The 18,854-nt window shown below is 60.3% G+C and carries 18 protein-coding genes; 10 read left to right on the forward strand and 8 right to left on the reverse strand.

The features are described from left to right. Positions 1–31: 31 nt before the first annotated feature. Together CLV74_RS03745 and CLV74_RS03750 are read left to right on the forward strand one after the other, a co-directional pair. Entirely contained in the window at positions 32–679 is a 648-nt protein-coding gene (locus CLV74_RS03745; RefSeq protein ID WP_106262878.1) for a uracil-DNA glycosylase family protein, read from the forward strand. Beyond that, positions 657–1,445, forward strand: coding sequence for an SseB family protein (locus CLV74_RS03750; protein WP_106263084.1), 789 nt, complete (start codon positions 657–659; stop codon positions 1,443–1,445). Before CLV74_RS03745 ends, CLV74_RS03750 begins: the two co-directional genes overlap by 23 nt. Positions 1,446–1,449: 4 nt before the next feature. Here the strand turns inward: CLV74_RS03750 and CLV74_RS03755 are convergent, their stop codons facing one another. Then, entirely contained in the window at positions 1,450–1,851 is a 402-nt protein-coding gene (locus CLV74_RS03755) for a metallopeptidase family protein (RefSeq protein WP_245888451.1), read from the reverse strand. Positions 1,852–1,902: 51 nt separating this feature from the next. On the opposite strand from CLV74_RS03755, the gene gltX reads away from it, so the two are divergent. Continuing rightward, positions 1,903–3,237, forward strand: a complete 1,335-nt coding sequence (gene gltX, locus CLV74_RS03760) for a glutamate--tRNA ligase (protein WP_106262880.1) — start codon at positions 1,903–1,905, stop codon at positions 3,235–3,237. Positions 3,238–3,341: 104 nt separating this feature from the next. Here gltX and CLV74_RS03765 read toward each other — a convergent pair whose 3' ends face one another. Then, positions 3,342–3,902, reverse strand: a complete 561-nt coding sequence (locus tag CLV74_RS03765; RefSeq protein ID WP_106262881.1) for a gamma-glutamylcyclotransferase family protein — start codon at positions 3,900–3,902, stop codon at positions 3,342–3,344. Positions 3,903–4,006: 104 nt separating this feature from the next. On the opposite strand from CLV74_RS03765, the gene trxC reads away from it, so the two are divergent. Next, complete coding sequence (gene trxC / locus CLV74_RS03770) at positions 4,007–4,441, forward strand: thioredoxin TrxC (protein ID WP_106262882.1); 435 nt, start codon at positions 4,007–4,009, stop codon at positions 4,439–4,441. Here the strand turns inward: trxC and CLV74_RS03775 are convergent, their stop codons facing one another. Together CLV74_RS03775 and CLV74_RS03780 are read right to left on the reverse strand one after the other, a co-directional pair. Continuing rightward, positions 4,442–6,958, reverse strand: a complete 2,517-nt coding sequence (locus CLV74_RS03775) for an ABC transporter permease (RefSeq protein ID WP_106262883.1) — start codon at positions 6,956–6,958, stop codon at positions 4,442–4,444. Then, entirely contained in the window at positions 6,955–7,650 is a 696-nt protein-coding gene (locus tag CLV74_RS03780) for an ABC transporter ATP-binding protein (RefSeq protein ID WP_106262884.1), read from the reverse strand. Before CLV74_RS03780 ends, CLV74_RS03775 begins: the two co-directional genes overlap by 4 nt. Between CLV74_RS03780 and CLV74_RS03785 the strand changes: the two genes are divergently transcribed. Continuing rightward, entirely contained in the window at positions 7,649–8,338 is a 690-nt protein-coding gene (locus CLV74_RS03785; protein ID WP_106262885.1) for an arylesterase, read from the forward strand. The two genes, CLV74_RS03780 and CLV74_RS03785, sit on opposite strands and share 2 nt — an antisense overlap. 9 nt (positions 8,339–8,347) lie before the next feature. Here CLV74_RS03785 and CLV74_RS03790 read toward each other — a convergent pair whose 3' ends face one another. Further along, the gene (locus tag CLV74_RS03790; protein WP_106262886.1) at positions 8,348–8,752 is read right to left on the reverse strand and encodes an H-type lectin domain-containing protein; all 405 of its coding nucleotides are present in this window, start codon (positions 8,750–8,752) and stop codon (positions 8,348–8,350) included. 144 nt (positions 8,753–8,896) lie between these two features. After that, complete coding sequence (gene ettA / locus CLV74_RS03795) at positions 8,897–10,564, reverse strand: energy-dependent translational throttle protein EttA (protein ID WP_106263085.1); 1,668 nt, start codon at positions 10,562–10,564, stop codon at positions 8,897–8,899. Between the two features lie 194 nt (positions 10,565–10,758). Here ettA and CLV74_RS03800 point away from each other — a divergent pair, with 194 nt between their 5' ends. Together CLV74_RS03800 and dacB are read left to right on the forward strand one after the other, a co-directional pair. Beyond that, positions 10,759–11,376 carry a nicotinate-nucleotide adenylyltransferase gene (locus CLV74_RS03800; RefSeq protein ID WP_106262887.1) on the forward strand — a complete coding sequence of 206 codons (618 nt, stop codon included), beginning with the start codon at positions 10,759–10,761 and terminating at the stop codon, positions 11,374–11,376. 69 nt (positions 11,377–11,445) lie between these two features. Next, positions 11,446–12,945 carry a D-alanyl-D-alanine carboxypeptidase/D-alanyl-D-alanine endopeptidase gene (dacB, locus tag CLV74_RS03805; RefSeq protein WP_106262888.1) on the forward strand — a complete coding sequence of 500 codons (1,500 nt, stop codon included), beginning with the start codon at positions 11,446–11,448 and terminating at the stop codon, positions 12,943–12,945. Here dacB and CLV74_RS03810 read toward each other — a convergent pair. Further along, positions 12,942–13,373 carry a tellurite resistance TerB family protein gene (locus CLV74_RS03810; protein WP_106262889.1) on the reverse strand — a complete coding sequence of 144 codons (432 nt, stop codon included), beginning with the start codon at positions 13,371–13,373 and terminating at the stop codon, positions 12,942–12,944. The genes dacB and CLV74_RS03810 overlap by 4 nt on opposite strands. Before the next feature lie 117 nt (positions 13,374–13,490). On the opposite strand from CLV74_RS03810, the gene CLV74_RS03815 reads away from it, so the two are divergent. The 3 genes from CLV74_RS03815 (at position 13,491) to CLV74_RS03825 (ending at position 17,913) form a co-directional block, all read left to right on the forward strand. Then, the gene (locus CLV74_RS03815; protein ID WP_106262890.1) at positions 13,491–15,068 is read left to right on the forward strand and encodes a lysine--tRNA ligase; all 1,578 of its coding nucleotides are present in this window, start codon (positions 13,491–13,493) and stop codon (positions 15,066–15,068) included. Positions 15,069–15,123: 55 nt separating this feature from the next. Continuing rightward, positions 15,124–15,522: a DUF4864 domain-containing protein gene (locus CLV74_RS03820; protein ID WP_106262891.1), complete on the forward strand. Its 399-nt coding sequence runs from the start codon at positions 15,124–15,126 to the stop codon at positions 15,520–15,522. 99 nt (positions 15,523–15,621) lie between these two features. After that, positions 15,622–17,913: a glycosyl hydrolase family 28-related protein gene (locus tag CLV74_RS03825; protein ID WP_106262892.1), complete on the forward strand. Its 2,292-nt coding sequence runs from the start codon at positions 15,622–15,624 to the stop codon at positions 17,911–17,913. Here the strand turns inward: CLV74_RS03825 and CLV74_RS03830 are convergent, their stop codons facing one another. After that, positions 17,914–18,798: a sulfotransferase gene (locus CLV74_RS03830; RefSeq protein ID WP_170107972.1), complete on the reverse strand. Its 885-nt coding sequence runs from the start codon at positions 18,796–18,798 to the stop codon at positions 17,914–17,916. Between the last annotated feature and the right edge of the window lie 56 nt (positions 18,799–18,854).

The following is an 18,854-nucleotide window of genomic DNA, read 5'->3' on the forward strand; positions in this document are numbered from 1 at the left end:
CTTAAAACTAACCGCTAAATTTGCAGGAATTATGTCCAAATTCAGCAACAAAGCACAAGATGAGTTGGACGAAATCCTGTCACAGATCCGAGACTGCAGGATTTGTGCCGATCGCTTTGCCAAAACCGCCACAAAGCACGATCCAAGGCCGGTTTTGTGGATGCGTGACACGGCGCGTTTGCTGATTGCGGGGCAAGCGCCGGGGGCAAGGGTCCACGAAAGCGGCCAGCCCTTCACTGACCCGTCAGGGGATCGTCTGCGCGATTGGCTGGGGCTGGAAGAGGACAGGTTTTATGATCGCGACAAGGTGGCGATTGTACCGATGGCCTTTTGCTTTCCGGGCTATAACGCGAAGGGGGCCGATTTGCCGCCGCCCTCGGTCTGCGCCCGAACGTGGCACAAGGAAATTATCTCGGCGCTTCCGAAGGTTAGATTTACAATTCTGGTCGGCGGCTATGCCCAGAAATGGCACTTGGGCACTTCATTGCCGGTATCGGAAGCCGTGGCGGACTGGCGCAGATATGTGGATCAGGGCGTCATGCCCTTGCCTCATCCGTCCTGGCGCAATACCGGATGGTTGAAACGAAACCCCTGGTTCGAGTCGGACGTGCTGCCGGTCCTGCGTGCCAAGGTGAAAGAGGTTCTAGATGACACAGATGACACCGGACACGCCGCTTGATCACGCCCATGCCGCAATGGAGGCCGCGCCCGAAGACAGCGCGGCGCGTCTGCGGTTCTACGATGTGCTCTCCGGCTCTGAGGTCTATCTGCTGCTGGAAGAAGAACCCGAGGGCGACACGATCAAACCCCGTCTCTTTCCCGTTGAGGACCAGACTTTCGCGCTGGTCTTCGACACTGAGGCCCGATTGGCCCATTTCGCCGAAGGCGAGGCGCCCTATGCCGCCCTTTCGGGCCGCGTTCTGGCCCAGATGCTGGACGGGCAGGGGATTGGCCTTGGGGTGAACCTGACCGTCGCCCCGTCCGAAATGCTGCTGCCCCCTGATGCGGTGTCATGGCTAACCGAGACACTGTCCTCGGCGCCTGATGAGACTGAGGCCCGCATCGAAGAGGTGCAGCCCCCGCGCGGCTTGCCTGAAAATCTGTTGGTGTCGCTGGATGCCCGCCTTGCTTCGGCCGCCGGTCTGGCGAAATTCGCCTATCTGGTGGCGGTGAAATATGAGGGCGGCGCACAGGGGCATATGCTGGGTGTTGTCGATCCTGTGCCGGGCGCCGAGCCTGCCATCGCCCGTGCTGTCCATGCGGCGCTGACCTTTTCAGGTATTGAGGCCGGCATGATCGATGTCGCCTTCTTCCGCCCCTCTGATCCGGTGTCGGCACAATTGGCCAAGGTCGGCCTGCGCTTTGACCTGCCCGAGCCCGAAAAGCGTGAAATCCCCGGCTCGGCCCCCGGTATGGACCCCACCAAGCCACCGAAACTGCGCTAAGGCGCTATTCCCACCAAGGGTCGATGGCGGCTATGTCGTCATCGCTCCAGCCCAGATGATGGGCCATTTCGTGGACGGTGATATGGGCCACCAGTTCCTCTAGCGACACATTCCTCCGATCAAGTAACTCTGCCTCAATGGCCGCCCGATAGAGGTGGATTTCCGCAGGCCCATAAGGGCCGCCGTCAAAGCTGCGCTCTGTCAGGGGCACGCCGCTATATAGGCCGGTCAATTCTAGCGGATCACTCATGCCAAAGTCCGCCAGCACATCGCGGGGCGCATGCTCCATTACCAATAGGGTGATCTCACGTGCCGCCGCTTGGAACGCGGCAGGCAAGCGTTCCAGTGTCCGTTGGGCGATTTTTTCGATTTCGGGGCTGCGCACAGGCTCTGTCATAAGGCTCATATGGACATTTTCGCGCCTCTATGAAAGAGGTCGGGGCAACAGGAGAACGCTATGACGACCACCCGTTTCGCCCCTTCGCCCACCGGTTACATTCACGTGGGCAACCTGCGCACTGCGCTGATGAACTATCTGATCGCCCGCAAAGCCGGCGGTACCTTCATCCTGCGCATCGACGACACCGACCCCGAGCGGTCCAAGCAGGAATACGTCGATGCCATCAAGCAGGATCTGGAATGGCTTGGCCTGACCTGGGACAAGGTCGAACGCCAGTCCGAACGTCTGGACCGCTATGAAGACGCTGCCACCAAACTGCGCGAGATGGGCCGTTTCTACGAATGCTTCGAGACCCCGACCGAGTTGGACCTCAAGCGCAAGAAACAGCTCAACATGGGCAAGCCTCCGGTTTATGACCGCGCGGCCCTGAACCTCTCCGACGCGGAAAAGGAAAAGCTGCGGGCCGAGCGTGGCAACGGCCACTGGCGCTTCAAGCTGGATCAGCAGCGCATCGAATGGACCGATGGCATCCTTGGCGATCTGTCGATTGACGCAGCTTCGGTCTCGGACCCCGTTCTGATCCGCGGCGATGGTCAGGTGCTCTACACGCTGGCCTCTGTGGTTGATGACACCGATATGGGCGTGACCCATGTGGTGCGCGGCTCGGACCACGTGACCAACACCGCCACCCAGATCCAGATGATCCAAGCGCTTGGCTTCACCCCGCCGTCCTTCGCGCATCACTCGCTGCTGACCGGCCCGCAGGGCGAGGCACTGTCCAAGCGTCTTGGCGTGCTGTCGATCCGCGACCTGCGCGCCGCGGGCGTTCAGCCTATGGCGCTTTTGTCGCTGATGGCCCGCCTCGGCTCGTCCGATCCGGTGGAACTGCGCAGCGACATGTCCGAACTGATCGAGGGCTTTGACATCAACCGCTTCGGTTCGGCCCCGACCAAATTCGACAGCAACGATCTCTTCCCGCTGACCGCCCGCATCAACGGTGCGAAGGCTTACGCAGAGGTTGCCGGACAGATCACCGCTCTGGGTGTGCCTGCGGATAAGGCCGAACTCTTCTGGACCGTCACCCGTGAAAACATCACCACCCTTGCTGACCTCGAAGGTTGGTGGACCCTCTTCCGCGACGGCGCCGATCCGGTGGTCGAGGACGAAGACCGTGCCTTCATCGAAGAGGCAATGACCTTGCTGCCCGAAGGTGACTTTGACGCGCAAACATGGTCCGACTGGACCTCGGCGGTCAAAGAAAAGACCGGCCGCAAAGGCAAAGGCCTTTTCATGCCGCTCCGCCGCGCCGTCACCGGCCAAAGCAGCGGCCCCGATATGGGCAACGTCATGCAGCTGCTGCAAGTCGTCAAAGCCCGCGGCTTCAAAGCATAAAATAGAAAAACCGCCAGCCTTCAAAAGCTGGCGGTTTTGCTTTCAGCTTGGTGAAAATACCTCGGGGGTGAATTGGCCGTACTCCAAGAGGGGGCAGCGCCCCCTTACCGCACCGGTACAATCCCCATTGCGGCCAGACGGTCATCCACAAACCCGCGCTCAGACGCAGATAAAACGCGATGGCGGGGATAGTCTGGCGCGGCGCGATCATCCTTGATCGGTGCGTCCCAACCGTCCGTGGTGTCAAAGAACCGGTGCGCCCCGTCTTCACCGAATTCCACCAGATAGCCCTGAACCACCACATCCAGATAACTCAGCAGGATCGGGTGCCGCAGGTCGGGCACTTCCAGCCGCTCGGGCACGCTGTAAATCGCGATCTCCACCGGACGCGTGACAGGATGTGAGACCTGATGTGTGGCGGAAAGGCGGTCATAGCCGGTTTCCCGCGCATCCAATGCCTGCCAATCGCCATTTGGCACATGGGCGATCAGCCCCTCGATCTCGGTCTGCGCGCAAGGCACAGCCGTCAAGAACGGCGAGGGGTGCAGGTCGGTGTGACGCCACATCCGCCGCCAACCACGGGCTTTTGCGCGGTGGGCGTCCTCGTAGATGTGGGTCGTGCGGTTTACAAGGCTGCCATAGCCGAAGAAGAAGGGATCAGTCATAGGGATGATCTGATCATTCGGCAGGGTTTCGTCAATCCCTCCCTCTTGATCCTTGCGGATCGGCTCCCGATATATGCGTTAAGTTGAATTTGTATGAGGCTCCTATGTCCAACGATGACCGCCTGACCTGTCTTGACTGCGGCACGCCCAACCGCGTCCCGTCCGAGAAACTGGACCAGTCCCCCAAATGCGGTGTATGCGGCGCCAAGCTGGTGACCGACAAAGTGGCCGAGATTGACCCCGCCACCCTGACCAAAGCGTCAAAAGACACCACGCTGCCCCTCGTGGTGGATTTCTGGGCCCCTTGGTGCGGACCTTGCCGCGCGATGGCACCTCAGTTCGCTAGCGCGGCGAAGTCTATGCAGGGCAAGGTGCGCTTTGCCAAGCTGAACACGGAACAGCATCCGTCTGCCTCGAACCGCTACGGCATTCGTGGCATTCCCGCGATGATCGCCTTCAAGAAGGGCAAAGAGGCAGGACGCCGTGTGGGCGCGCTGCCTCAGGCCGGGATTGTGCAATTCGCCCAATCCATCAAGTGATCAGTCCTTGGCCCGCAACACGCGGGCCGGACGCACCCGCAAGGACCGCCACGCGCTAGCAAAGCCCGCCGCCAGATTGGCAAGAATACCGCCCAGAACGATCAGGATGGCCGAGCTCCACGTGATGGTGAAATCGGTCTCCATCACAAAGATGCTGACTGCCCAACCGGCGGTGATGCCTGCGATCAGGGCAACCAGACCCGCAGCCGCACCCATGATCATGGAGCGGATGGCAAAGCTGGACAGGATACGCGCCCGCGTCGCGCCAAGGGTCTTCAGCACGGCTGCCTCATAGGTCCGGCCAGGCTCGCCCGCGGCCGAGGCCCCCAGCAGCACCAGAAAGCCCGTCAGCAAGGTCATGCCCGCCCCGTAGGAGGCCGCAGCGGCGATGCTTTTTAGTACCTCTGCCACGCGCTCGACCGCGTCGCGGACGCGGATGGCGGTGATGTTGGGGTAGGCGGTGGCCAGATCCCGCAGGATCTGCGCCTCGTTCTCGGTGTCCGAATAGACGGTCGCAATATGGGTATGCGGCGCACCGCGCAGGGCAGCGGGGTTCATGGTTAGCACAAACCCGATGCCTGCGTTCGAGAAATCCACCTGCCGAAAGCTGGTGATCGTCCCTTTGATGTCCCGCCCCAGCACGTTGATGGTCAGCGTGTCCCCAAGCTTCAAGCCGATTTCTTCGGCCTCTTCGGCGGCAAAAGAAATCTGTGGCGGGCCATCATAGCCTTCGGGCCAGTATTCCCCTTCGGTGATGATGGTACGTTCGGGCAGCTTGTCGGCGTAGGTGATGCCACGATCCCCGCGCACGACCCAATGGTCGGGGGCGACCTCCAAAGCAGGGACATCGTTGATCTGGGTCACGACGCCGCGCAGCATCGGGGCGGTATCTACTTTGGTCACGCTGGGATCGGTTTCGACCCGCTGCAAGAAGCCGTCTAGCTGGTCGGTCTGGATATCAACGAAGAAATAACTGGGGGCACGTTCCGGCAGGTCACGGGCAATGGCGTAGCGCAGGTTGCCGTCGATCTGCCCTACAGCGGCCAGCACCGAGAGGCCAAGACCCAAGGACAACACGACCGAAGTCGCCTCTTGCCGTGGACCGCCAATTGCCGCCAGCGCCCAACGCAGGGCGGGTAGGCCGTGGGCGTGGCGGGACAGGCGGCGGGACAGGGCGATGATGCCCTTTGCCGCGCCGAACAGCACTAGCAGAGCGGCGGCAATGCCAAGGGCTGTCCAAAGCGTCAGCGTCGGCGCGTCAGAGAATGACACAGCCGTGCCTACCAACAGCGCCACCAATAGGGCGGTGGCGATCAGATAGGCTGGTCGGGGCCAAGCGCCTTTGCCGCCCAATGCATCACGAAACAGGGTCGCGGGGCGGATCGCCTCGGTCCGTGCCAGCGGGATCAGGGTGAATAGAAGGGCTGTCAGAATGCCGTAGATCGCAGCCTCGATCAGCGGCATGGGGTAGATGGCGAATTCGGCCGGAATGGGTAGGCTGGCGGTGATCAAGGGGGCCAGCGCCAAGGGCAGACCTGCGCCGATTATCAGCCCTAGCGCGATACCTATTACCGCGATGGCCATGACCTGAAGGAAATAGCTTTGAAAGATCGTGCTACGTGTTGCGCCCAAGGTTTTCAGGGTCGCGATTACGCCGGTTTTCCGTTGCAGATAGGCCTGCACAGCCGCCGATACGCCCACGCCGCCCACTGCCAGACCTGAGAGGCCGACGATCACAAGGAATGATCCCAAACGGTTCACAAACCTTTCGACCCCCGGTGCGCCGTTGCGGGAATCGCGCCAGCGGATGCCCGAGGCCGAGAAGACATCGCGGGCCTCTTGCTCGGTCACTTCAAGGTCGGCGGTGTCGGGCAGATCAAGGCGGTACTTGGTTTCAAACAACGTTCCCGGCCCCAAAAGGCCCGAGGTTGCCAGATCCACGCTGCGCACCAACGTTCTGGGCCCAAGGGAGAACCCTGCGCCCGCGTCATCGGGTTCACGGGTGATGATGGCCGAGAGGGTGAAATCCTGTGATCCAAGGCGGAAGGTGTCCCCAGCCACTAGCCCCAAACGGTCTGCCAGCGCCTTGGCCATCACCCCACCGGGCAGGCTGCCGTTACCGTCCAGCGCCTGATCCAACGGCATGCTGGGGTCCAATTGCATGGTGCCGATCAGCGGGTAGAGGTCATCCACAGCCTTCACCTGCGTCAGGGCGCGTTCGTCCCCGACCACAGCCATTGAGCGGAAATCGACCACCTCTGATACCCGCAGGGCGGTCTCGGTCATCCACGCCAACTCGTCCTCATTGGCGTAGCGGTAGGTTAGCTCAATCTCGGCGTCGCCCCCTAGCAGGGCTGCACCTTCACGGTCCAAACCTGCCTGAATCGCGCTGCGGACAGTGCCGACGCCCGCGATGGCGGCGACCCCAAGGGCAAGGCAGGCAAGAAAGATGTAAAAGCCCCGAAGGCCGGCGCGCAGTTCGCGGCGGGCCAGACGGGCGGCGGTTGTAAGGCTCATACAGTGGCCTCCGGTGCCAGTATTTCACCGTCGGTCAGCCGGATTTGCCGGTCACACCGCTGCGCCATTTCGGGGGCGTGGGTGACCATGATCAGCGTGGACCCGTGCCGGTCGCGCAGATCGAAGATGAGGCGGATGATCGCCTCGCCATTCTCGCCGTCCAGATTGCCTGTGGGCTCATCTGCCAGAAGGATCGCAGGGCGGGGTGCGGCGGCGCGGGCGAGGGCGACGCGCTGCTGCTCGCCCCCTGACATTTGGCTGGGATAATGGTCCATGCGGTGCCCAAGCCCCACGGCCTCTAGTTCAGCGCGGGCGCGTTCCATCGCGTCTTTGTGGCCTGCCAGTTCTAGCGGAGTGGCGACGTTCTCTAGCGCCGTCATGGTCGGGATCAGGTGAAACGACTGAAAGACCACGCCCATATTCTCGCGTCGGAAGCGGGCCAGTTCATCCTCATTCATCGCGGTCAGGTCGTGCCCCAATGCGATGACTGAGCCTTCGGTTGCCATCTCTAGCCCGCCCATCAACATCAGCAGCGATGACTTGCCGGATCCCGACTGACCGACCAGCGCTAGACTTTCGCCGCGTTCAACATCCAACGTGATCCCTCGCAGGATATTGACGGGACCGGCATTGCCATCAAGGGTGAGACCTGCTTTTTGAAGAGAAAGCACGGAGGCAGTTGAAGCGGTCATGGGCGGCACATTCCTTTTTTCGTCAATCTTTTCATATGGGAGCCAAGGCGCGCGCAGCAAGGCGTTGGCGCTGGTTCTTGCCCTTGGGGCTGTACCTGCGTGGGCTGAGCCGATCACGATTGCGGCATTGGGTGATAGTTTGACCCAAGGCTATGGGTTGCCACAGGGGCAAGGTCTGGTGCCGCAGTTGCAAGGCTGGCTGGACGGGCAGGGGGCCGAGGTGACCGTTCTGAACGCTGGTGTGTCCGGTGACACCACCGCGGGCGGGTTGGCACGCGTGGCGTGGACCCTGACCGATGATGTGGATGCGATGATCGTCACACTTGGGGGCAACGATCTGTTGCGGGGGATCGATCCGGCAGCGGCGCGGGCCAATCTGGCCGGTATCCTGCAAGAGGCGCAGGCCCGCGATGTGGATGTTCTATTGGTCGGGATGGATGCGCCGCCGAATTATGGCGCAGACTATGAGCAGGCGTTTGAAGCGATCTATCCGGAGCTTGCGCAGGAATATCACACGCTGCTCTTCCCGAACTTTTTCCAAGGGTTGCTGGATCATGGCGCAACGCCAGCGGATGCCGGAGGCTACATGCAGCCTGACGGCATCCACCCGAATGCCGAAGGAGTGGCTCTGATCGTCGAGGCCATTGGACCCAGCGTTTTGGAACTGGCCCAGAAAGCTGCGCCCTAAGGCGAAGGGTTATTTGCCTTCGGGCGCTTTGGGCTTGGCGGCGATCGATCCGCGCGGACGCACGGGTGCGATGCCTTGGGCAGTCCAAGCCACGCCTGCGCGGGCGATGCGGGTGTTGTCCCACGTGTCAAAGACCAGCGTGAACCCGTCTGCGGTTATATCTTCGCAACGGATGTTGAAACGCAGGTTCTCCGATTGCGAACTGTCGATTCCCGACAGGGCAGCGGTCACGGCAGGCGGTGCGGCGAAGGGAATGTCAAAGGTCATCTCGACACGGACATGACGGGCGCCATCGCCCGACCACATGTATTCATTGGTATCTACGTGGTTGAACAGCTCATCCTGCGCCGAGATGATCTGGAACGAGCCGGGAAGCGAAACGGTTTGTTGTACAAATCGGGTCGGAGCAAGCATGGGAACCTCTTATACACCAGACAATTAAAACGCGCTTAAGACAATGTTAACTTTATTGATCCGCATTGGTGACGCAAGCGAAACGCCCCCGCCGATCGGAAAGTTGATCGACGGGGGCGCTGAATTTAGCACAGTTGCTGTAGATTAACGGCTGAATTTCTTGTGCTTGATACGCTTGGGCTCCATCGCGTCGGGGCCAAGGCGGCGTTTCTTGTCTTCTTCATAGTCCTCGAAGTTGCCTTCGAACCATTCCACATGGGCTTCGCCTTCGAAGGCAAGGATGTGGGTACAGATACGGTCAAGGAAGAAACGGTCGTGCGAGATGACAACCGCACAGCCCGCGAAATCAACCAGAGCGTCTTCCAAGGCACGCAGGGTTTCTACGTCCAAGTCGTTGGTCGGTTCGTCGAGCAGCAGCACGTTGCCGCCTTCCTTCAGCAGTCGGGCCATGTGGACGCGGTTGCGTTCACCACCCGACAGCAGGCCGACTTTTTTCTGCTGGTCGCCGCCCTTGAAGTTGAAGGACGAACAGTAGGCGCGGCTGTTAACCTGCGCGTCACCCAGTTCGATCAGTTCTGCGCCGCCCGAGATGGCCTCCCATACGGTGTCATTGGCGTTCAGGTCATCGCGCGACTGATCCACGTAGGACAGTTTCACGGTGTCGCCGTATTCGACCGAGCCGCTGTCAGGCTGTTCCTGACCGGTTAGCATCTTGAAAAGGGTCGATTTACCGGCGCCGTTGGGGCCGATCACACCGACAATACCGCCCGGCGGCAGCGAGAAGTTCAGACCCTCGACCAGCAGCTTATCACCATAGGCCTTTTGCAGGTTCTCGACCTCGATAACCTTCGAGCCCAGACGCGGGCCGTTCGGGATAACGATCTGGGCGCGGCCGACCTTTTCGCGTTCGGATTGGCTGGCCATTTCGTTGTAGGCAGCGATACGGGCTTTGGATTTCGCCTGACGGGCTTTCTGGCCCTGACGCATCCATTCAAGTTCGCGCTCCAGCGTTTTCTGCTTGGCTTTGTCTTCGCGGGCTTCCTGCTCAAGACGCTTGGCTTTCTGTTCAAGCCAAGCCGAGTAGTTGCCCTCGTAGGGGATGCCGCGGCCACGGTCGAGCTCAAGGATCCAGCCGGTGATGTCATCCAGGAAGTAACGGTCGTGGGTGACGCAGAGGATGGTGCCTTTGTAGTCGATCAGGTGCTGTTGCAGCCACGCGATGGTTTCCGCATCAAGGTGGTTGGTCGGTTCGTCGAGCAGCAGCATCTCGGGCGCTTCCAGCAGCAGCTTGCACAGCGCCACGCGGCGCTTTTCACCGCCGGACAGTTTGGACACATCCGCATCATCGGGCGGGCAGCGCAACGCTTCCATCGCCACGTCGATCTGGCTGTCCAGTTCCCACAGGTTTTCCGCGTCGATCTGGTCCTGCAGCTGGGTCATCTCTTCCATCAGCTCGTCCGAGTAATCCTCGGCGATCTGCATGGCGATTTCGTTGAAGCGGTCGATCTTGCCCTTCTTTTCAGCAACGGCCAGCATGACGTTGTCACGAACGTTCAGTGTCTCGTCCAGCTGAGGTTCCTGCGGCAGGTAGCCAACGCGGGCACCTTGGGCTGCCCAAGCCTCGCCGCTGAAATCCTTGTCGATGCCGGCCATGATGCGCAGCAGGGTCGATTTACCGGCACCGTTGACGCCGACCACACCGATCTTGACGCCGGGCAGGAACGACAGACGGATGTTTTCGAAACATTTCTTGCCGCCGGGATAGGTCTTGGACACACCGTCCATGTGATAGACGTATTGATAGGATGCCATGCGCGTCCGCTCCTTGCAGATATCTGGATGATTTGGGGGCGAGTCATAGCCAAGGGGCAGGGCGGGGGCAATCATGGATCGCGCCTTGAGACGGGGCTTTTGCCGTTGTTACGGGCCGTAAAACCTGAGATGGGCTGTCTTGACAGTGTATCGGGTTGTCACCTTTATGTGATGGTTTCACGACGGGAACGGGTATGCCGCATCACCTGCCACATGCACGCGCTGGCCAGATTGTTGGTCTGCTGGGGGGATCGTTTGATCCGCCCCATGAAGGGCATGTGCATATCACCCGTGAAGCGATCAAGCGTTTCGGGCTGGGGCAGGTCTGGTGGCTGGTCAGTCCGGGCAATCCGCTAAAGGCCGAAGGCCCCGCCGATCTGGACCGCCGTATGCGCGCGTGCCGCGATTTGCTGGACGATTCGCGCGTTATCGTGACGGATGTCGAGCGGCACATCGGCACACGCTACACTGCGCAAACCCTTGAAGGACTGCAAAAACTCTATCCGGGTGTGCGGTTCGTCTGGCTGATGGGCGCGGACAATCTGGCCTCGTTCCACCGGTGGGATCGTTGGCGGGATATCATGCGGATGGTGCCGATCGGGGTCATCGCCCGCCCCGGTGATCGGATGTCCGCCCGCTTTAGCAAGGCCGCCCGTGTGTTCCGTCGGGATCGTCTGAAAAGTAGCCACAGCCTTGAACTGGCCCGAGGTCCCGCGCCGCGCTGGTGCTTTGTGAATATCCCCCTTCGCCGCGAAAGCTCGACCGCGCTGCGGGCCAGCGGCGCGTGGCGCAAAGGCGCAAGCGCGGAATAGGACTTTGCAAGCGGCCTCTCGGCTTGCTACCCATGCTGGATATTCTTGTAAGCAAGTTTCAAGGTTTCCATGCTTACCCGTCGATTTTTTCTAGCCGCTCTTGGCTCTGCTGCGTTGCCTGTGGGGCAGGGGATGGCGGCTGGTCTGACCCAGTCCTTGCGTCCTGTGGCCCGTGGGACCACGGCCGAGGTTGCACCTGTTGCAAAGCAAGCCCCTACTGTGGCCAAGCTGATTGCCGAGACTCGGTTCAGCGGTGATCTGGCCTTTGCCGTCTGCGATGCGAAAACCGGCGAAATTCTGGAACAGCAAGAGGTTGCGGGACATCTGCCGCCCGCAAGTGTCGCCAAGTCTGTGACGGCCCTTTATGCGTTGCATCATCTGGGACCGGCCTATCGGTTCCGCACCCGAGTTCTGGCAACCGCGCCTGTTGTGGGCGGGGTGCTGGAAGGTGATCTTGTGCTGGCCGGCGGCGGAGATCCGACACTGGACACCGACGGGCTGGCTGCCTTGGCGCAAGAGGTCAAAGCCTCGGGCCTACGAGAGGTAAAGGGGCAGTTTCTGGTTTGGGGGGATGCGGTTCTGCCGCATACCCAGATCGACACCGAGCAAAGCCCTGAGGCGGGGTATAATCCCGCGATTTGCGGGCTGAACCTGAACTACAACCGCGTTCATTTCGAATGGCGCAAGGCTGGCGCAAAATACGACATCACCATGGATGCGCGGTCCGAGAAATACCGGCCCGATGTGCATATGGCGACGATGAAGATCGTGTCCCGTGACGTGCCTGTGTTTACCTACGCCAACTCTGAAGCCAGCGACGACTGGACCGTCGCGCAGGGCGCTTTGGGCAATTCAGGCGCGCGTTGGTTGCCCGTGCGCAAGCCCGCGCTTTATGCGGGCGAGGTTTTTGCCGGATTCATGCGTGCGAACGGTATTGCAGTGAAAGCGCCCGCGATCACCCGAACCGAGCCGACAGGCGCGGTGTTGGGCCAGCACCGGTCCGAAGCCTTGTCCGATGTCTTGCGCGGGATGTTGAAATACTCGACCAACCTGACCGCCGAGATCATGGGCCTTGCCGCGTCAGAGCGGCGTTTGGGGGCCAAGGTCTCGATGCGCGTTTCAGCTGCCGAGATGAGCTTTTGGGCCGCTGATCAACTAGGGCTGGAAGGGGCGCTGTTTGTAGACCACTCGGGTCTAGGCGGCGACAGCCGTGTTCCTGCGGCGGGTCTGGCCAAGGCGCTGTCAGGGCTGACGCGGGAAGGGCTGCTGCCCGATTTGTTGAAAAACATCCCGATCAAAAAGATGGATGGCGCACCGGATAAGACCCATCCGGTCAAGGTGGTGGCCAAGACGGGAACACTGAACTTTGTCAGCGGCCTTGCGGGCTATGCGACGACCAGCAAGGGCCGTCAGCTAAGCTTTGCCATTTTCAGCGGTGATCTGGACCGCCGTGATGCCTTGGGACCGGATGAGCGGGACCGTCCCCCCGGCGGGCGCACGTGGAACACGCGCGCCAAGCAGTTACAGCAGGCGCTGATCCTGCGGTGGGATACCCTTTACGACGCTTAAAGCGTGATGTGACGGGCGCGGGCACCGCGCTCGATCGCGGCGGCGTGCAGGCGGTCGATGTTCAGCTCATAGCGCATCTCTTCCAGCATCCGCAGCTCCGGCTCATAGAGGTGCCCGTCAGCGGCGGCCACATCGCAAGCCAGCGCGTAGGCGGTTTCATTCAGACGCTCGGGCAGGGCGTCGCGGATCAAGCCGAACAATGCGTCCAGACCGTCCTCTTCTGCGAACAGGTCATAGACCAGATTCGAGACCTTGCTGATCCGGTCAACGTCGTATTCACCGAACACAGGCAGCATGTTTACGGCGTTCTGGATCTCGACCAGTTCGGCGGTGCGCATATTCTCGTCGCTGGCGGAAATGGCGACCATCAGGGCCACGAGGCAGTCTTGCGGGCTCAGCGGGGTGGTCTGGTCTTCGGACACGGGCATTAGATCCTTTTATGGTGCAGCCTTGCGCCATCAGATTATTGACGCCCACCAAGGGTCGCAATAGGGAGAGCACGACTTGCACGGCACATAGCCGTGAGAGAAAACGGAGAAACTGACATGTCTGAATTGCGCGAAGCCGCACTGCGTTCGAAAGCCTGGCCCTTTGAAGAAGCGCGCCGGCTGTTGAAACGCTATGAAAAGGCGCCGCCCGAGAAGGGATATGTTCTGTTTGAGACCGGCTATGGTCCCTCGGGTCTGCCGCACATCGGGACGTTTGGCGAGGTTGCCCGTACCACGATGATCCGCCGCGCCTTTGAGGTGATCAGCGATATCCCGACCCGTCTGATCTGTTTCTCGGACGACATGGACGGCATGCGCAAGGTGCCCGAAAACGTGCCGAACCAGGAACTGCTGTACGCGAACATCCAAAAGCCGCTGACCGCAGTGCCGGACCCGTTCGAGGAATTCGACAGCTTTGGTGCGCACAACAACGCCATGCTGCGTCGCTTCCTTGATACCTTCGGGTTCGAGTACGAATTCTATTCGGCCACCGAGTTCTACAAGTCGGGCCAGTTTGACGCGATCCTGCTGCGTGCTGCCGAGAAATATGATGATCTGATGAAGATCATGCTGAAATCCCTGCGCGAAGAGCGTGCGGCGACCTATTCGATCTTCCTGCCGATCCACCCCGAGACCGGCCGCGTTCTGTACGTCCCCATGAAGAACGTGGATGCGGTGAACGGCACCGTCACCTTTGATGATGAGGACGGCAAGGAATGGACCCTGCCTGTCACTGGCGGCAACGTGAAGCTGCAGTGGAAGCCTGACTTCGGCGCCCGTTGGGCCGCGCTGGATGTGGACTTTGAGATGTACGGCAAGGACCACAGCACCAACACGCCGATCTACGACGGCATCTGCCGCACTTTGGGCGTTCGCCCACCGGAGCATTTCACTTATGAGCTGTTCCTTGACCAGAACGGCGAGAAAATCTCGAAGTCCAAAGGCAACGGTCTGTCGATCGATGAATGGCTGACCTATGCCTCGACCGAGAGCCTGTCGTACTTCATGTACCAAAAGCCCAAGACTGCGAAGCGGATGCACTTTGACGTGATCCCCAAGGCGATGGACGAATATCACCAGCAGCTGCGTGCCTATCCGGATCAGACGCCGGATCAGCAGGTGAACAACCCTGTCTACCACATCCATGGTGGCGACGTTCCCGAATCGAAGATGGTTGTGCCGTTCTCGATGCTGCTGAACCTTGCGTCGGCGGCGGGTGCGCAGGACACCGATGCGATGTGGGGCTTTATCCGCCGCTATGCACAGGACGCGACGCCTGAAACCCATCCCGATCTGGATGCGGCGGCGGGTTTTGCTGTGCGCTATTACAATGACTTCGTGAAGCCCGGTAAAACCTTCCGTGCGCCCACGGATCAGGAACGTGCCGCGCTGGAAGATCTGCTGGGTCGCCTGAAAGCCTATGAAGGCGCGATGGACGCGGAAGAACTGCAAAGCCTCGTGTTTGCGGTCGGCAAGGACCACAACTTCGAGAACCTGCGCGACTGGTTCAAAGCCATCTACGAGGTGCTGCTTGGCGCCAGCCAAGGCCCTCGTTTCGGCGGCTTTATCGCCCTTTATGGTCTGGCCGAGACCTGCGCCCTGATCGAAGAGGGTCTGGCCGGTAACCTCGGCTAACTGGAAACGCGCTTCTCGCGCGCTAGGTCGTGTCTTCAGGTAAGGAGACACGGCCATGAAGCATCTACTTCTGGCAGTGGCGCTTTGGTTGAGTTTTGCCCTTGGCGCGACTGCACAAGACACAGACATCCGCAGCACGATCCGTCAGCAGCTTGACGCCTTCGAGGCCGAGGATGTGGAACAAGCGTTCCAATTCGCTAGCCCCACCATCAAAAACGTGTTCCGAACGCCCCAGATGTTTGGCCACATGGTCCAGCATGGCTATCCGATGGTCTGGAAACCCGGCCCCGTGGTCTTTCTAAGTCTGGAAGAGCGAGAAGGTCGTCTGTTCCAGAACGTCATGATCGAGGACCGCTCGGGCCGTACCCATCTACTGGAATACAAGATGCTGCAGGTGGATGGCGTCTGGCAGATCGATGGGGTGCGCCTGCTGAATATTGGGACGGTTGCCTGAGGGGGACCGTACGCACCTCGAAGACCCCGTTAACGATCCGTTGATACTTCCCTTTGCCGATGCGCGCAGGCGGCGCGCGATGCGGTGAAGGGAAACAACATGACGATTGCATATACCGATCCAGCGGCGCTGAAGCCGAGTGCGTTTGAGGCGGGACTTCATCTGTGGTCCGGCGGCGATGGCACCAGCTCTAGCGCGGGTCTGGACGGGGTGACTGGCGCTGTCGTGGTCACGGGGGATGGCGACTTTGGCAGCTGTCTTGAGCTGGTCAAAACCCAGAGCACCCAGTCGGTGCGCTGGTTTACCCAGTCGGAATTACAAAATGGCCAGTACCTGCGCATTCGCGTCAGCCTTAAGGCGCTGTCGGGTAGCTTGCCAACCGTGCGCGCGGCGGCAACGCCTGTGGATGGCAGTGGCGATGTGGTGGCCGGCCTGACCACCTACGGGCCGGAAAAGACCTTTGATGGCTATGGCAGCGTCATTGAGGTGTCGGCTATCATTGGCGGCGGCTCGCGCGACGGGGTTGATCTGGCGTGGGGGCAGGCGGCCCAAGCGGGGCATTTCGGCTTTGATCTGACCGGCAGCAATGGCGGCGTGCTGCGCATCGACGATGTGGTGATCGAGGATGTGACCGCCCTGTTCCTGCCCCAGATGGTCGGCACTGTGGACGTGCGCGATTATGGCGCTGTTGGCGATGGTATCACCGATGACAGCGCGGCCTTTGCGGCGGCGGATGCGGCGGCAAACGGGCTGGAAGTTCTGGTGCCAGAAGGCACTTACCGCCTGGAAAGCGATGTGACGTTTGAAAACGCTGTTCGTTTTGCCGGGCATCTGTCCATGCCGGTCGAGGCCAAACTGGTTCTGCAAAAGAACTACGATCTTCGCAGCTACATGGATGCATTCGCGGATGAGGCAGAGGCTTTTGGCAAGGCCTTCCAAGCGCTGCTGAACAACGGTACCCATGACACGCTGGATATGTGCGGGCGTCGCGTGCAGTTGGATGAACCGCTGGATGTTCAGGCGATGGCGCCTAACAAAGAGACCTACGCCACCCGCCGCGTTGTCCGGAACGGTCAGTTCGAGGCCAAGAATAGCAGCGGCTGGGATGACACCGTGGTCACGTCGCGTGCGACCTACAATCCCGCCAGCGCCTATTATCTGAGCGATGTTGAGAATGTGGCCAACATCCCGGTAGGTGCGCTGGTCGAAGGTGTCGGCGTGGGCCGCGAGGTCTATGTGCGCAGCGTCGATGTGGCGGCGGGCAGCGTCCGTATCAGCAGCCCGCTATATGACGCCGAAGGTACCCAAATCTTCACCTTCCGCCGCTTTAAATACCTGCTCGATCTCAGCGGATTCTCGAACCTTGCCAAATTCGGCCTCTCGGATATCGAGTTCCGCTGCAACGGGCGTTCCAGCGGCCTGATGATCGCGCCTGCGGGCATCGGTATGCATATCCGTGACTGCGTGTTCACGCGCCCCAAGGATCGCGGGCTGTCCTCGCCCGGCGAGGGGTGTCAGGGCATGATGGTGGACCGTTGCGTTTTCCTGTCTGACGAAAGCCCCAAGCTGGTGCAAGAGCGGACCAGCATCGCAATGAACGCCACCGGCAACGATGTGAAAATCCGCGATGGGCGCTTTGTGCACTTCAAGCACTCGATGGTGCTGGCTGGTGCGGGGAACCTGATCTCGGGCAACCACTGGTTTCAGGGGGACAGCGCCAGCAATGGCATTCGTGCGGCGGGTCTGATTATCAGCCAGACCAATTGTAAGACGACGATCACCGGCAACTACATCGACAACAACTACATCCTCTGGGCCAACGAACACGATCAATATCCTGATCAATCGAACGAGTTTTCCTTTGGCGGGCTGACGGTGAACGGCAATATTTTTACGGTGAACGATGTTTCGGACGCGTTCCGGTTCATGATCGTGCGCCCTCATGGTGAGGGGCATTTCCTGAGTGGGGTGTCGATCGGGAACAACGTCTTTCGTGCGTTGAACGGGAATATCCAGCGGGTCGACGATGTGGACACCACCTATGCCGAGCTGAACTGGGGCCGGACCTACAATGTGATGGTCGTGGGGAACGTGTTTAACGCGGTCGAGGATCAAATCCGTAATCCGCTGGTGATCAAGCACAGCCAGAACACGGCAGCGGGCACGTGGACTGTGGGTTTGGGGGCTAACCTGCCGTTCCGCGCCACTGCCCGCACGGTCGAGGCCGTCTATCCCGAAGGCCCGCTGCAGGATGATGCAGGTACCACCCGCTGGCCTCTGTCCTACGCTGAGGTCGAACAAGGCAGCAGCGGCAGCGATGTGACCGTGCATTGGGAGACCCCCGTGAAAGGGCGTGTCACCGTTACTGCGCGGATCGACAATCCGATCTGATCACGCAGTTAGTAACGCGTAACGGGCCTGCCAGGCCTCTGGCAGCCGTCCAAGATATTCTTGGGCGGCTTCATATTGGGGTAGAAGTTCCTGAAAAATGCGCTGCTGAAGGGACTTGGGCATCTTCAAACGGCGACCTTCATGGTGACGTGTTTCGGTATCGGGGGATACGAAATCAATGTCTAGAAATCTGCAAAGACGCGCGATCCCGTCACCGTCAAAGAGGTCTTCATAGAATAGTACCAGTACCTTATCAGACGGTAAAACCTCGAGTTTTCCCAGAGCTTTTGCGTAATCCCCTCTTGCAAGCAGTTCGGGAATTTTGCCCTCAAGCGCCTGTTCCGCGATGGCAAGTGCGGTCTCTTGGAACGAATCGTCCTCTTTCATCTGGCGGTCGGCGTTCATCCTAACGTGGCTCCAGAAGCGGGAAACAGGGTCCCGCATCAGATAGACGAACCGCACATCTTCGGTGACCGATACCATTCGTGCCATCATCTGGCGGGTGCAAAGTGCGTAGGACGGGGTGATGTCCGCGACCAGCGGTTGGTCTGTCCGGTCTTCGTTGAGGTAGGTCCAATAGGCGCGGTCATCGTCGTCGGGGCCACTCATGACTTCTAGCCAGTCGACGGCGTCTTTGAACCGTTCGAACACCTTGTTCTTCAACCCGCCCTTTGCTTTGCGGTGGCGCCGTTCCAAGCGGGTGGCCTGATCGCTAAGGCGCAATGCGGCCTGACGGCGGCGGTCCGGTGCCAGCGAGTCAAAGTAATGCAATTCCTTACGGGTGCGCACATGGCACTGGGGATGGTCCGCCAGATATTGGTACAGCCAAGTTGTCCCGGATTTCGTCGATCCAAGGCCAAGAAGAAGGGTCGGGGAAACAGTCATCTGGGCATCCGTCATTCTGTTCACAGGGTAACGGATAAGAGCGCAGTTGCAATAAC

Source organism: Donghicola tyrosinivorans, from assembly GCF_003003355.1.
GTDB classification, from domain to species: Bacteria; Pseudomonadota; Alphaproteobacteria; order Rhodobacterales; family Rhodobacteraceae; genus Donghicola; species Donghicola tyrosinivorans.

Excerpts from the sequence above, each read along its gene's own strand:
- CLV74_RS03745 (WP_106262878.1), top strand. The coding sequence starts at position 32 with ATGTCCAAATTCAGCAACAAAGCACAAGATGAGTTGGACGAAATCCTG.
- CLV74_RS03750 (WP_106263084.1), top strand. The coding sequence starts at position 657 with ATGACACCGGACACGCCGCTTGATCACGCCCATGCCGCAATGGAGGCC.
- CLV74_RS03755 (WP_245888451.1), bottom strand. The coding sequence starts at position 1,851 with ATGAGCCTTATGACAGAGCCTGTGCGCAGCCCCGAAATCGAAAAAATC.
- gltX (WP_106262880.1), top strand. The coding sequence starts at position 1,903 with ATGACGACCACCCGTTTCGCCCCTTCGCCCACCGGTTACATTCACGTG.
- CLV74_RS03765 (WP_106262881.1), bottom strand. The coding sequence starts at position 3,902 with ATGACTGATCCCTTCTTCTTCGGCTATGGCAGCCTTGTAAACCGCACG.
- trxC (WP_106262882.1), top strand. The coding sequence starts at position 4,007 with ATGTCCAACGATGACCGCCTGACCTGTCTTGACTGCGGCACGCCCAAC.
- CLV74_RS03775 (WP_106262883.1), bottom strand. The coding sequence starts at position 6,958 with ATGAGCCTTACAACCGCCGCCCGTCTGGCCCGCCGCGAACTGCGCGCC.
- CLV74_RS03785 (WP_106262885.1), top strand. The coding sequence starts at position 7,649 with ATGGGCGGCACATTCCTTTTTTCGTCAATCTTTTCATATGGGAGCCAA.
- CLV74_RS03780 (WP_106262884.1), bottom strand. The coding sequence starts at position 7,650 with ATGACCGCTTCAACTGCCTCCGTGCTTTCTCTTCAAAAAGCAGGTCTC.
- CLV74_RS03790 (WP_106262886.1), bottom strand. The coding sequence starts at position 8,752 with ATGCTTGCTCCGACCCGATTTGTACAACAAACCGTTTCGCTTCCCGGC.
- ettA (WP_106263085.1), bottom strand. The coding sequence starts at position 10,564 with ATGGCATCCTATCAATACGTCTATCACATGGACGGTGTGTCCAAGACC.
- CLV74_RS03800 (WP_106262887.1), top strand. The coding sequence starts at position 10,759 with ATGCCGCATCACCTGCCACATGCACGCGCTGGCCAGATTGTTGGTCTG.
- dacB (WP_106262888.1), top strand. The coding sequence starts at position 11,446 with ATGCTTACCCGTCGATTTTTTCTAGCCGCTCTTGGCTCTGCTGCGTTG.
- CLV74_RS03810 (WP_106262889.1), bottom strand. The coding sequence starts at position 13,373 with ATGCCCGTGTCCGAAGACCAGACCACCCCGCTGAGCCCGCAAGACTGC.
- CLV74_RS03815 (WP_106262890.1), top strand. The coding sequence starts at position 13,491 with ATGTCTGAATTGCGCGAAGCCGCACTGCGTTCGAAAGCCTGGCCCTTT.
- CLV74_RS03820 (WP_106262891.1), top strand. The coding sequence starts at position 15,124 with ATGAAGCATCTACTTCTGGCAGTGGCGCTTTGGTTGAGTTTTGCCCTT.
- CLV74_RS03825 (WP_106262892.1), top strand. The coding sequence starts at position 15,622 with ATGACGATTGCATATACCGATCCAGCGGCGCTGAAGCCGAGTGCGTTT.
- CLV74_RS03830 (WP_170107972.1), bottom strand. The coding sequence starts at position 18,798 with ATGACTGTTTCCCCGACCCTTCTTCTTGGCCTTGGATCGACGAAATCC.